Annotated in this window: 12 protein-coding genes and 1 pseudogene; 5 read left to right on the top strand and 8 right to left on the bottom strand. The window is 44.8% G+C overall.

Annotation, left to right across the window (positions count from 1 at the left end):
* Positions 1-46: 46 nt before the first annotated feature.
* Complete coding sequence (locus tag J7I80_RS20620) at positions 47-226, top strand: hypothetical protein (protein ID WP_214740902.1); 180 nt, start codon at positions 47-49, stop codon at positions 224-226.
* Between the two features lie 79 nt (positions 227-305).
* Here J7I80_RS20620 and J7I80_RS20615 read toward each other — a convergent pair whose 3' ends face one another.
* Both J7I80_RS20615 and J7I80_RS20610 read right to left on the bottom strand, forming a co-directional pair.
* Positions 306-497: a hypothetical protein gene (locus tag J7I80_RS20615; protein WP_214740900.1), complete on the bottom strand. Its 192-nt coding sequence runs from the start codon at positions 495-497 to the stop codon at positions 306-308.
* Between the two features lie 86 nt (positions 498-583).
* Entirely contained in the window at positions 584-1,453 is an 870-nt protein-coding gene (locus tag J7I80_RS20610) for a cation diffusion facilitator family transporter (RefSeq protein WP_214740898.1), read from the bottom strand.
* Between the two features lie 436 nt (positions 1,454-1,889).
* Between J7I80_RS20610 and J7I80_RS20605 the strand changes: the two genes are divergently transcribed.
* Positions 1,890-3,746: an LTA synthase family protein gene (locus J7I80_RS20605; RefSeq protein WP_214740896.1), complete on the top strand. Its 1,857-nt coding sequence runs from the start codon at positions 1,890-1,892 to the stop codon at positions 3,744-3,746.
* Positions 3,747-3,839: 93 nt separating this feature from the next.
* Here J7I80_RS20605 and rnjA read toward each other — a convergent pair whose 3' ends face one another.
* The 3 genes and pseudogenes from rnjA to J7I80_RS23760 all read right to left on the bottom strand — a co-directional run.
* Positions 3,840-5,504: a ribonuclease J1 gene (gene rnjA, locus J7I80_RS20600; protein ID WP_214740894.1), complete on the bottom strand. Its 1,665-nt coding sequence runs from the start codon at positions 5,502-5,504 to the stop codon at positions 3,840-3,842.
* A 566-nt stretch (positions 5,505-6,070) separates the two neighbouring features.
* The gene (locus tag J7I80_RS23765; protein WP_483297717.1) at positions 6,071-6,532 is read right to left on the bottom strand and encodes a methyl-accepting chemotaxis protein; all 462 of its coding nucleotides are present in this window, start codon (positions 6,530-6,532) and stop codon (positions 6,071-6,073) included.
* Between the two features lie 63 nt (positions 6,533-6,595).
* Positions 6,596-6,991, bottom strand: a pseudogene (locus J7I80_RS23760) (PAS domain-containing protein); the annotation flags it as partial.
* A gap of 160 nt (positions 6,992-7,151) precedes the next feature.
* Between J7I80_RS23760 and J7I80_RS20590 the strand changes: the two are divergent.
* Together J7I80_RS20590 and J7I80_RS20585 are read left to right on the top strand one after the other, a co-directional pair.
* Positions 7,152-7,715, top strand: a complete 564-nt coding sequence (locus tag J7I80_RS20590; protein ID WP_214740890.1) for a glycerol-3-phosphate responsive antiterminator — start codon at positions 7,152-7,154, stop codon at positions 7,713-7,715.
* 141 nt (positions 7,716-7,856) lie between these two features.
* On the top strand, positions 7,857-9,512 hold the full coding sequence (locus J7I80_RS20585) for a glycerol-3-phosphate dehydrogenase/oxidase (protein WP_214740888.1): 1,656 nt from the start codon (positions 7,857-7,859) through the stop codon (positions 9,510-9,512).
* Between the two features lie 40 nt (positions 9,513-9,552).
* Here J7I80_RS20585 and J7I80_RS20580 read toward each other — a convergent pair whose 3' ends face one another.
* Positions 9,553-9,999, bottom strand: a complete 447-nt coding sequence (locus J7I80_RS20580; protein ID WP_214740886.1) for a DUF4385 domain-containing protein — start codon at positions 9,997-9,999, stop codon at positions 9,553-9,555.
* Between the two features lie 112 nt (positions 10,000-10,111).
* Between J7I80_RS20580 and J7I80_RS20575 the strand changes: the two genes are divergently transcribed.
* Positions 10,112-10,603: a hypothetical protein gene (locus tag J7I80_RS20575; protein WP_214740884.1), complete on the top strand. Its 492-nt coding sequence runs from the start codon at positions 10,112-10,114 to the stop codon at positions 10,601-10,603.
* 80 nt (positions 10,604-10,683) lie between these two features.
* Here J7I80_RS20575 and J7I80_RS20570 read toward each other — a convergent pair whose 3' ends face one another.
* Together J7I80_RS20570 and J7I80_RS20565 are read right to left on the bottom strand one after the other, a co-directional pair.
* Positions 10,684-12,177 carry an amidase gene (locus tag J7I80_RS20570; RefSeq protein ID WP_214740882.1) on the bottom strand — a complete coding sequence of 498 codons (1,494 nt, stop codon included), beginning with the start codon at positions 12,175-12,177 and terminating at the stop codon, positions 10,684-10,686.
* A gap of 268 nt (positions 12,178-12,445) precedes the next feature.
* Positions 12,446-13,042 carry a carboxymuconolactone decarboxylase family protein gene (locus J7I80_RS20565; protein WP_214740880.1) on the bottom strand — a complete coding sequence of 199 codons (597 nt, stop codon included), beginning with the start codon at positions 13,040-13,042 and terminating at the stop codon, positions 12,446-12,448.
* Positions 13,043-13,277 lie beyond the last annotated feature (235 nt).

The raw sequence follows: 13,277 nt of genomic DNA, 5'->3' as shown, positions 1-13,277 counted from the left end.
GCGTAAGCGCCTTGGTCAGCCCCGACAAGCGCTGGAGGGCCGACCGGTGAAGTCGTTCTTTGACTTCATCGGGCGGACCGAAACCGAAATGTATAGCCGACTGTCCAGAAACGCAGAAACTGGAGACTCCGACAAAGAAGCGCTTTTTGCTTCTGCCGGGGGAGTTGAAGTTTCGGAGTTTCTAGGAGGCGACACTAGACAAACGTCTCGAGGGGCTAGGCGCTGAAGCTAGACACTAATCAAAGTATAAATTTATCCATTCCATATCTTATAACTTGCCTTGTGGAATTCGAAATAAAAATGACTTACCCCTTGGGCAAGTCAAGTGCTTGGTATGCGAGCTGATACTTTCCGCCCTCAGCTACTTCAGAATGATACAAAGCCTTAAGGGCAAAGTTTTTCTCCAGATCATGTTCTTTTATCAAACTGGATAAGCGCATTTGCAGCTCTGGATGATCCTTAATCAACTGTTTCATCTGTGATTTTACAAACTTCATTTATTTTTACCTTTACCCTTCAAAATCTAATAGTCCAGCTAAGTATAGCATGAACAAGTCTATAGTCGTTCATAACTTTTTCTTGATCAGTCCGGCTCTACATGTACATGGACGTCATATATATCGTATTCTTCCATGAGCTTATCTTCGACCCTTGTCGAGATATCATGGGCAGTACTGATGTCGAGGGTGGGATTCACGGTGATGACGCAGTCCACGACAATATTGTTGCCGTAGCTTCTTGCCTTTAAATCCTTAATTCCTTTGACACCAGGAATATTACAGATCGTATCGTTATATTCTTTAATTAGGTCAACATCAAAGCCGTCTGTCAGCTGGTGGGATGCTTCACGAAAGATGCCCCAGCCTGTTTTTAAAATCAGTGCGCCAACGATGAATGCCGTTACGGGGTCGAGCCAGGGCAAGCCAAATTGGGAGCCGATGATGCCTGCGGCAGTCCCAATACTCACCCAGGAATCGGACAGGTTATCTTTAGCCGCGGCCATGACCGAATGGCTCTTTATTTTGCTTGCGAGGTTTCGGTTGTAACGATACACGAAATACATAATGAGTGCCGAAAATAAACCTGTCCAGGCAGCAATAAGATCTGGTGCTTCGGCAGCTCCTTCAAAAAACGAGGTGAAGGCGCTGGTTAAAACCTGGAATCCGACAACAATGATGATAAAAGATGCTACCATCGAAGCGACCATTTCTGATTTCCAATGGCCGTAAAGGTGGTCTTCATCCGCAGGTTTTTGGGAGAGCCTGAGACCGATCAAAACGGACAATGAGGCTAGAATATCGGTCGTATTATTCAGACCATCAGCCTTTAATGCTTCGGAATCGCTGATATAACCTACAGAAAGCTTCAAGACAGAGAGAAGTATATAAGCGAGGATACTTATAATGGCCCCGCGTTCACCTAGTTTTAAATTGGAATAACGTTGTTCATTCATGACTGGCCTCCATTCAACTGCTAGAACATTTTAACAATCCAAAGGCGAGTGAGTCTACAGCAACCTTTTTACCCTTATCCATTTAATTAACATGGCAGCAAAAAAGTTTCCTCTGGCAAAGAAAAGCGCAAGCGCCTTGGGAAGCCCCGACAAGCGCTGGAGGGCCGACCGGTGATGTCGTTCTTTGACTTCATTGGGCGGACCGAAGCGACTCGAGGGGCTAGGCGCTGGAGCTAGACAAAAAAAGCGCAAGCGCCTTGGGCAGCCCGGAAAATGTGCTGGATTTACGGTTAAATAGGAATAATTACCAGAAACTTTTCAGGTGTTTGTTTCGTACTAATAAATATCGGAAAATTACGCGATTATCGGGACAGCTACAAAACTATTTTCAATTGTGGTAAAATGAAAACTTCAATAGATTCCTAGGAGGGATTGCATGGGGACTAATAAGAACAAGTCCGTAAGTTTCGTCTTGATTGCCATTATCCTATTATGGCTTAAAACCTACACTGTTTATAAGTTCAATTTTGATATAGATATTGAAAATAAAATGCAGGAATTCATCCTGTTCATTAATCCATTGAGCTTCCTTATGTTCGCTTTAGGACTTGGGATCTTCATGGCCGGCAGGAAGCAAAAAATCTTTGTTGTCGCAACAAGCTTCATCACTTCCTTTATTCTTTACGCCAATGTTGTTTACTATAAGGAATTCAGTGATTTCATCACGATTCCGCTGTTGACACAGACAAGCAATATGGGCGATTTAAAGAGCAGTGTCGGAGAATTGATCGGCTTCACTGACATCATTTATTTTGCGGATGCATTGCTTATTTTAGCCCTGGCTTTTGTAAAAACACCAAAGATTTCTTTTAAAAAGTACAAAAGCGTATATGCATCTGCCTTTTACTTCAGTGCGATCGGCCTTGCATTTTTCAACCTTGGGCTTTCAGAGTCGGAACGTCCTGAATTGCTGACTCGTACGTTTGACAGGGAGATCCTTGTCAAGAATATCGGGACGTACAATCACCATATTTATGATGCGTACCTGCAAACTAAAACAACTGCACAAAGAGCCATGGCAGATGGCAACCAGTTGACCGAAATCGAGAACTACACTCGTGCACAATACACAGAACCATCTAAAGAAATGTTCGGCGCGGCAAAGGGCAAGAACCTCATCGTGATTTCAATGGAATCTACCCAGAATTTTGTCATCGGACAGAAGGTGAATGGCCAGGAAATCACGCCATTCCTGAATGAGTTCATTAAAGACAGCTATTACTTTGATAACTTTTACCATCAGACGGCACAGGGTAAAACATCTGATTCAGAATTTCTATTGGAAAACTCTTTATATCCGCTTGGACGCGGAGCAGTATTCTTCACCCATTCAGGGAATCAGTACATGTCACTTGCTGAAAGGCTGAAGGAAAACTCTTATTACACTGCGAAGCTTCATGCGAACAACAAGAGCTTCTGGAATCGTGACGTCATGTACAACAACTTCGGCTATGACCGTTTCTACTCATTGCCGGATTATGTAGTGAATGAAGAAAACTCTGTTGGCTGGGGCATGAAGGACATGGATTTCTTTGACCAGTCAGTGGAACATTTAAAAGCAATGCCAAAGCCGTTCTTCGCGAAGTTCATTACGCTGACAAACCACTTCCCGTTCGAGCTGGATGAAGAAGATAAATTCATTGATGAGTTTGATTCAAACAGCGGCACTTTGAACCGCTACTTCCCAACTGTTCGTTATACGGATGAAGCCTTTAAGCTTTTCATCGAAGATTTGAAGGCGGAAGGTCTTTACGAGGATTCAATCATCGTGATCTACGGTGACCACTATGGAATTTCCGAAAACCATAACAAGGCAATGGAGCAGTACCTTGGCAAGGAAATCACGCCGTTTGTATCAACACAGCTGCAGCGTGTGCCAATGATCATTCACATTCCAGGTCACGAAGGCAAGACTATTTCAACTGTAACAGGTCAAATCGACCTTCGCCCAACATTGCTGAATCTTGCTGGAATTGATACAAAACAAGATATCCAGTTTGGAGCAGACATGTTCTCCGAAAAGCAGGATAACTTTGTTGCTCTAAGAGACGGAAGCTTCATTACCGAAGATGTAGTCTACACGAAAGGCGTTTGCTACGATAAAGCCACAGGAGAGCCGACAGACGGTGCAAGCTGTGAACCTTATATCGAGCATGCCAAGAACGAATTGAGCTACTCAGACCAGATTATTTACGGAGACTTGCTTCGTTTTTATGAAAAAGATGAGGAATAATGATTTAGACCCCGCTGATTAATCAGCGGGGTTTTTTAATTGAAGAATAATCATTAGATATAAAAAAACGCCCCATAAAGGAGCGTTCTCTGATTAGACTTCCATTATAATCGGCAAAATCATTGGTCTTCTGCCTGTCTGGCTGTACAGGAATGGGTTGACGACGTCGATGACCGCCTTCTTGATGCTTGACCAGTCCTTCGTGCCTCCAGCCAATTCCGTTACAATTTTATCCTTGATCAGTTCTTCTACATTCTTCATTAAGTCGCCTGATTCCCTGACGTAAACGAATCCTCTTGTCACGACTGTAGGCTTGTTGACAAGCTGCTTCTTCTCGCGATCAATCATCATGGTGACGATCACAAGGCCATCCTGGGACAGAACTCTTCTGTCTTTCAACACGATATGGCCAATATCTCCGATTCCGCTGCCATCGACATATACTGGCTGTGCCGGCACCTTTCCACCGAGCTGGCCGCCATCAGCAGACAATTCCAGGACATCTCCATTATCTAAAATAAACGAGTTTTCACGCGGGATTCCGCATTGCTCAGCTAATTTGACATGCTGGTCCAGCATGCGGTATTCACCATGAATTGGAATGAAAAACTTAGGATTCAACAGCTTGATCATTAGCTTCTGCTCTTCCTGCTTTCCATGTCCTGAAGTATGGACCTCACTGATTTTATGATGGATGACATCCGCCCCGATTCGGTGCAGCTTATCAATCACGCGGTTTACGCTGATTGTGTTGCCTGGGATCGGTGATGATGAAAAGACAATCGTATCTCCTGGTATGACGGAGATTTGTCTGTGCGTACCATTCGCAATCCTCGCAAGGGCTGCCATAGGTTCTCCCTGGCTTCCTGTACAGATGATCGTTAGCTGATGGCTTGGAACCTGCCCAATTTCATTGATGCTGACGAAAGCCTCATCCGGCGCAGTGATATAACCCAGCCTGCGACCGATCTCGAATGTCTTCTCCATGCTTCGGCCAACTATAGCTATTTTTCGATTATATTTGAGGGATGACTTCACAACCTGCTGTACTCGGTCAATATTTGATGCAAAGGTTGCGAAAATAACACGGCCATCCACTGTCTGGAAAATATCCTCGATTGCTTCCCCGACACGTCTTTCAGATACGGAAAAACCAGGCTGTTCACTGTTCGTGCTGTCTGATAACAGACATAGCACTCCCTCACTGCTGATTTCAGCGATTTTCTGGAAATCAGTGCCTCTTCCAACCGGAGTTAAATCAAATTTGAAGTCACCTGTGTGGACAATATTCCCTTCCGGAGTCGTCACCACAACACCGAATGAATCGGCGATACTGTGCGTTGTCCTGAAAAAGCGCACCTTAATGTTCTGGAATTCCACCACTGTATCATTGTTGATTTGGTGGAATTTCACACCCTTGATCTTGTGCTCCTGCAGTTTGGACTTAATCAGCTCAACCGCAAAATCGCCTCCATAAATCGGCGCCTTCACATCCTGCAGCAAAAACGGCAGGCCGCCGATATGGTCTTCATGGCCATGAGTGACAAAAATCCCGACCAGCTTGTCCTGGTTTTGCTTCAAATAAGTGTAATCCGCAAGCACATAATCAATTCCGAACAACTCATTATCCGGAAACTTAATTCCGCAGTCCACCAGCACCATTTCATTTTTGTATTCGATTACATACGTATTTTTTCCGATCTCACCAAGACCGCCCAAAGCGAAAATCTTAAGATCTTTTTTCAATTTCGTTTCCATAGTTCAACTCCTGTTTCTTTGTGCAAATGTATTTATAAATTCCCATGGGAATCATATCTCTTAATAAAGAATAGTGAAGAAATTAGATGGAGAAAATAGGGGTTTGAAGTTCTTAAAATATACCATAAATTAAGCGTTACAACAAATAATGCTTTCCCCTTGCACTAATGAGACGAGAAATATAGGGAAAAGTTGCTGAGACCAGCTGGATTTTGCGTCATAATGTTTTAATCGTATGCAGGGGTAAGAAAGGAGCTTCTGCTTTTACCGTTTTTCTTCTTTCGACTCTTTTTCGGGCAATGCAGAACCTCTTCTTTTACCGTTTTTCCTCTTCCGACTCTTTTTCGGGCAATGCAGGAGCATATTGATTTCACCTATATGAACTTTTATCGATTCCTTTATCCCATACGGTCTTATAGAACCTGCCTACCTGACTTCTCGTCAACAGTTCACCTCATCTGGTGACATAGACGGCCTCTCTATGTCACCATGCTTACCCTCTCTTTATAAAGCTTCTTGCTTTACCACAAAAAAAACACCGCCATAATCGACGGTGTCCGTGTTCCTTATAATATGTCCTTGAATGTCTTTGCCTGCTGGTCCAATTCGCGGGCAGCACTGCCGATTTCTTTGAAGGCGGCTACCGCTTGTTCATTGAGTGCCTGGTTGTTGGTGATGCCATTTTGCGAGCGCTGGGTGGCTTCGTTGATTTTGGTAATTTCGCCTGCTATTCCTTCGATGTGTTCATTGACTTCCTGGATTGAATCCTGGACACGTGTAGCGAGTTTCCTTACTTCTCCGGCAACGACATTAAAGCCTCTTCCATGCTCCCCGGCTCTTGCCGCTTCGATGGCTGCGTTCAGGGCAAGCAGGTTGGTTTGTGCGGCTATTTCGCGAATGGTCTGCACGATGTTGCCGATCGATTTGGCCTGTGATTGGAGAGATACGAGAATTTCGGAATTTTCTTTTGACTCCTCAACAAGCTTGCTAGCCGCCGAGGCTGCTTCTTCACTTCTTGTAATGCCCATTTCCGCCCGTGCCCTTAAGTCTTCGGACATTTGCTGAAGCTGCTGTGCAAGTCTTGTCGCAGTCAATTCGCGCTCGGTTATATCAGTAGCTACCTTGACCACACCAGCAACTCTGCCTAAAGAATCGTAAACCGGTGTATAGGTAGCCTCAAGCCAGAGGAACTTCCCCCTCTTCGTGACTCGCTGTATTTTTTCCTGAAAGCTTTTCCCGTTGCGCAGGTTTCTCCATAATTCTTTATAGGCTCTGCTTCCAGCGAATTCTGTTGTACAAAACTGTTTATGCAAAAGTCCCGGCATTTCTTCGACTCGATAGCCCATTGTCTCCGCAAAATTTTCATTCGCCCAGAGCACTTTTCCATCTGGATCAAACTCAATCATGGCCAAAGACCTTTCAATCGCTGCCAGGACGGCGTCTTGCTCAAAAACCTGTGTGCTCTTCTTTTCTATTCTAATCTGCATGTTATCTCCTCATCGTCATTTGATATTTAACTTTGTTACTATCGTACTAGTCTTGATGATCTTCGACAATTTTGAGTATGCTCGTGTCCTCTGCGTCATAGAAAAAAACAAGCCTCTCATGTTAAGATAATGGAGAATCTAACTTAAGGATGGGATTCTTTTGAATCAAAAAATCTTGCCCGCCTCTTCGAATATGAAAGAATTTGAGCTGTTTCTCGAAAGCCCTTTTGAAATAGGTGTCATTCTGGAAGTACATATCGCTCAATTGAAAAATATTAATGCGATGGCCAAGCGCTACGGCAAAAAAATGATCTATCATGTTGATATGATTCAAGGGTTGAAAAGTGATGATTATTCGACCGAATATCTATGCCAGGAATACAAACCGTATGGCTTGATCTCCACAAAGTCGAGTGTCATTTTAAAAGCAAAGCAAAAAGGAGTGCTCGCTGTGCAAAGGGTATTCCTGATTGATTCCCATGCACTCGAGAAAAACTATAAACTCATCGAAAAAACGCGACCTGATTATATTGAAGTTTTACCGGGAGCGATGCCCTGGATGATCAAGGAAGTCAAGGAACGAGTGAACATCCCGATTTTTGCAGGCGGCCTGATCAGAACCCCTGAGGAAGTAAAAAACGCACTCGATGCTGGTGCCGCGGCGATCACTACATCGAAAAGAGAATTATGGGAAATTTCCCAATTTCAAGAATCCGACACATGAAAATTCGGGGTGTCTGTGATATAATGATTACAAGTTAATAAATCGGGTAGGAGAACTGGAGAGACCACGATAACATTTCGGCTTTTGGGCGATAATGTTGTTTGTGGTCTCTCTTTTTTTCATCTTAAGGAGGCGTATCGTATGAGATTCTCAAATCTCGACCGTAAAAATATAGTATCGAAACTGAAAACTGAAACATTTGATGTCCTTGTCGTTGGCGGCGGCATTACCGGTGCCGGGATCGCAGTGGATGCTGCAACAAGGGGAATGAACATCGCCCTGTTGGAAATGCAGGATTTTGCGGCAGGCACTTCAAGCCGTTCTACAAAGCTCGTGCACGGAGGCTTGCGTTATTTAAAACAATTTGAAGTAAAAATGGTTGCTGAAGTCGGCAAGGAACGGGCGATTGTGTATGAAAATGGCCCGCATGTCACGACACCGGAATGGATGCTTCTCCCCTTCCATAAAGGCGGAACATTTGGCAGCTTCAGCACCTCCATCGGCCTGAGGGTATATGACTTTTTAGCTGGCGTCAAAAGATCGGAGCGACGGAAAATGTTCAGCGCGGCCGAAACATTGGCAAAGGAACCGCTAGTGAAAAAAGACGGATTGAAGGGTGGCGGCTATTATGTGGAATACCGCACCGATGACGCCCGCCTGACAATCGAGGTCATGAAGCAGGCTGTGGATAAAGGCGCAACAGCATTGAACTATTCTAAAGTTAAAAACCTTATTTATAAAAATGGAGTTGTTTCAGGAGTCCTTGTACAGGATCTGTTAACAGGCGAGGATTACGAAGTCCATGCCAAAAAAGTGGTCAATGCAACTGGCCCGTGGGTTGATGGCATTCGTGAAATGGATGATTCGAAAAAAGGAAAAACCCTGAAGCTTTCAAAGGGTGTCCATATCGTCATTGACCAATCACGTTTCCCGCTCAAACAAGCTATCTATTTTGACACGCCTGACAGACGGATGGTCTTCGCGATTCCGCGAGATGGCAAAACCTATGTCGGCACGACCGATACTTTTTACAATGAAAATCCAATCAATCCGGGCATGACGGAGGAAGATAGAAGCTATCTTCTTAAAGCAATTCAATATATGTTCCCGGATGTCAATGTGACGGAAAAAGATGTTGAATCCAGCTGGGCAGGCATCAGGCCGCTGATCCACGAGGATGGCAAGGCTCCTTCTGAAATCTCCAGAAAAGATGAAATCTGGGAATCTGATTCAAAACTGATCACCATCGCCGGCGGAAAATTGACTGGCTACCGTAAAATGGCGGAAACGATTGTCGACCTGCTTGCCGAGAAATTCGCTAAAGAAGATGGACTCAGCTTCCCTGGCTGCCAGACGAAGAACCTGCCTATTTCAGGCGGGGATGTCGGCGGTTCTGCAAACCTTGACTCTTTTGTGGAAAAACAGCTTGAAGAAGGCGTGATAGCTGGCCTCACTAAAGAAGAAGCCCGCCGTCTTGCCTGCCAGTATGGTTCGAACACTCCGATTATGTTCCAGCTTGCATCCGAACACAAGCAAGAAGCAGATCAATATGGCCTGCCATTAGAGTTGTTTGCAAAGCTGGTTTACGCTATCCAGTATGAAGCGGCAGCCACACCAGTCGACTTCTTCAATAGGCGGACAGGAGCGATTTTATTCAATATCCGCCTTGTGCATAACTTCAAGGAAAATGTTATTAACTTCATGCGTGACCAATTCAGCTGGAATGACCGGCAAACAGAAGCGTTTACTTTGGAACTTGAAGGGGCTTTAAATGAAGCTGTCATACCTGTAAAATAAGTGACCCCCCTGATTTTTCTATCATCAGGGGGAATTTTTTTCATCCATATCTATTCTGGTGCTCTTTTTTCATACCAAGATACTCTTTATCTGTTCTGGCGTTTTTCCACTTTTCCATAAAAATGGAGGCTGATTCAGCCTTCACCGGATCATTCTGGCGCTCTTTCACCTTGCCATCTTCATCATATTTCCGTCCGCCCTTATAATTTGTATAGCGGCGGGCTCGGGTGTAGCCCATCTGCAGGAATTTTCTTGCCATATCCATGCCGACAAAATCATTTTTTTCTTTGTAATCCAGGAACATCTCATAAATTTTTTCGGACGACTCCCGGGCGATGTCCGGTGTCTTGAAACGCCAATGCTGCAGGATTTCGCTTTTATAGGGCTCCACCAGCAGTACCCCCTGTTCGCCCCTGCCCACCCGGTACAGCTCAGGCTGCTCACGAAAGTCAATGCTGTCAAAATCAAGATCATAATTAAAAGGCATTTAAACCATTCCTTTTTAGCTTGTTTTACCCGCTCAGGCAGTTTGCTAACAAGCACGCTTTTGCCCCGAACGAATAGAATATGGGCAGGAATACAGTGAAGGGGGAAATTGAGTGGTCAAGTATCAACCTTTCAGCGGAACGGTAACGATGATAAGCGACTTTTCGATCACGCCATCTGGCGAAAATGAAGGCTGCTATAAATTAATGTCTGTCATTGACGGAAGTGGAAGGCAAGTCAATTTCGTGGTCGAACCGAAAACCTTTTTCCTCGACCAGGCAATGGTGCGGGTAGGCGACCGGGTGACAGGCTACTATGATGCTGACGCGCCTGTTCCATTGATTTATCCGCCACAATACCGGGCGCTTGTCATGGTCAAAGAAACAACAGGGCAGAATGTGAAGGTCGATTTTTTCAATAGGCAGCTCATCAGCAGTGATGGCATGCTGAAGATTAACCTTTCACCGGGAACACCGATTTTGTTGGAAAATGGACAAAGGTTTACAAAGAGTCCTGCAAACAGGAATCTAATGGTGGTGTATGGTCCATCTACTTTCAGCATCCCCGCGCAGACTACGCCTTTTAGGATTATTGTTTTATGTTAAAAAAGAAAGAGGCAGCCGCAACTGCCTCTTTTCAGTACTATCAAGGGTTTGACTCTTTTTAATCAAACGTTTGATTAAACTTAGAATAGGGGATTCTTTCTGACATCCTGCCAGAGCTCTGACTGTTCAAGCTCCCCAGCCAGTTGGAAAAGCAAATCCTCTCTTCCTCTCGCCGCCATTACCTGTACGCCGACTGGCAAACCATCTTTTGTTTGATGCAGCGGCAGAGACATTGCCGGCTGGCCTGTAAGATTGGCGAGCTGGGTGAATGGCGTGCGGGCAAGATTTTTTTGCGCGATTTGGTCAACGATGCCCGCCTTCTTTAACATTCCTCCAAGGCCTAATTTACCCACAGTACTGATAAGAATTTTTTCAGATGATGACGGGTCCAATTCCCCGATTTTAGCTGGCGGATAAGCAGTTGTTGGAGTGATATAAAAATCATAGGTCTCATGGAAGGTTTCCATCTGTAAAGCTGCCCTGTCCCACTCTCTTAAACTTAAAACAAATTCTTCTGCTGACGTCGCCTTGCCAAGCAGGCCTAGCAGCCAGGTCGTCGGCTCCACATCAGCAGCAGTCGCTTTTCGTCCAAGCACTTCCTCTAAAGATGCTAAAAGAGCAGCCGTCTCTCCGAAATACATCGTCAAATAGCTTTTCGCGATTTTATCGCCATCCACTGGAACCTCCACTTCTTCAACCTGGTGTCCCATCGATTCAAGCAGCCGAACCGTTTTCAGGACACCCTCCCTGCAATCAGCATCAACCTCTGTTCCAATCGGTGATTTTACCGAAATAGCGATTCTTAGCTTTTTTCCAAGAGGAGTGCCTGCTGCTGTAAAATAGCTCCCCGAATACGGAGGAGCGGAAAATGCACCTGATTTCTCAGGTCCATGCAGGACATCCAGCATAGCTGCACTGTCCCTGACCGAACGTGTCAGTACATGTTCCGCAGAAGCTCCCTGCCATGCACGTCCATAATTCGGACCGACCGGTGTACGGCCGCGGGTAGGCTTTAGGCCGAACAACCCGCAGTAGGCAGCCGGGATACGAATTGATCCTCCGCCATCATTGGCACCGGCGATCGGAACGATTCCCGAGGACACAGCTGCAGCCGAACCACCGCTTGATCCCCCCGGTGTATGGTTTAGATTCCAGGGATTTCTGGTTGGACCAAAATGAGCAGGCTCCGTCACCGCGACCAGTGCGAACTCTGGCACATTCGTCTGCCCAAGGAAAACCACTCCAGCTTGTCTCAGACGTCTAGCATACTCTGAATCTGTTTTAGCCCGATATTTTAGGAACGCCCTGGACCCTGCCGTAATTGGTTGTCCTGCAATTTCCTGAGAGATATCTTTTAGAAACACCGGGACTCCTGCAAATGGCCCAGCCAGCTGCTGACCTGCTGTCTTCCTTGCCTGCTCGTACATCTTGTTGATGACAGCATTCATTCTCGGATTCAACGAATCTGTTAAACGGATTGCTTCCTCAACCAGTTCCATTGGCTGAACTTCTTTCTTTTTTACCAGCTCTGCAAGACCCAGTCCGTCATAGTGCTTGTAATTGAAACCCTCCATCGCCCTCACCACCATCTATTTTTTTATCTACTTTCTCTAAAAATATTTAAATTCCTCTTTTGTTATGCATCATTCATCGGTAACCTGTTTTTCCGCTATTTGGATTATTTGGGCGCCAATACGCTCTATTGGTGATCTGTTTTTCCTCGACTTGGATTTTTCGGGCGCCAATACGCAGTACCGTTACCCTCTATTAGTGACCTTTATTAGAATGTATGAGTCAGATAAATAAAATCCTGTTCCTTGTTCGGAACAGGATTTTCTGATTCTATGGAAATTCGATAACCGGCTTTTTTAATGCACTCAAAATTAATCCGTGTAACAACGCTGGCGGAAAAAGTATAGGGAAGCTGAGAATCATCGAAAGCTCATAAAATACATTGGTTTTCCCGCTTGGCTTTCCTTTCAGGCGCGTCCTCAAGCCACTCAAAGGAATGCCAAAAACATTTCCGATCATGATAATCCGGATAGCAGCTAATATACCCCATGCCTTCTCTTGCCCATAGACATCAACAATCCTCTTCCAGGATTCTTCCGTGGGATTTCCCCTCGAATCAGCATAGTGCTGCGCAAACAGGATCCCCGGCATTTCGTCCCTTGGAATATTTTCTGCTGTCCCGGATAGCAGCATCTGGATTTCCTCATTGCTCATTCCCTGCTCCAATGCAATTTTCGTATGGGCGTAGGAACATACCTCGCAACCATTCACCTCAGTGACTGCCAGCATGATTCTTTCAATAAATTGTGATGACATTAGCTTGTTTCTCTTTGCTCTAGATAAATATCCAGTTGTCCGTAACCCTTTATGCAGTGAAAGATACCCTTCTTTCACACTATAAATTTTTTTATACAAAATCTGTCCCATACAATCCACCCCTTACATACCCCTCACACTATTATATTACATGGATTTTCCGGGATATTCCAATAAAACTCTTTATTTTCATGCTTTTGAGTTACCCTGCAAATCATAAAAAAAGCACTGCTAATCGGCAGCATCCTTTTTGCCATAATTTTTCTTGTACTCTGCTAATCTCTTGATGGATTCATTTATTCTAAAAACACGCCAAAGAGCCTGATTCAAAGAATAATCAGACTCG

It is taken from the genome of Bacillus sp. ISL-41, assembly GCF_018613235.1.
In the GTDB taxonomy this organism is placed as follows: Bacteria; Bacillota; Bacilli; order Bacillales; family Cytobacillaceae; genus Mesobacillus.
The sequence above is the reverse complement of the archived record's forward strand: the minus strand, read 5'-3'. Positions and strand labels throughout refer to the sequence as shown.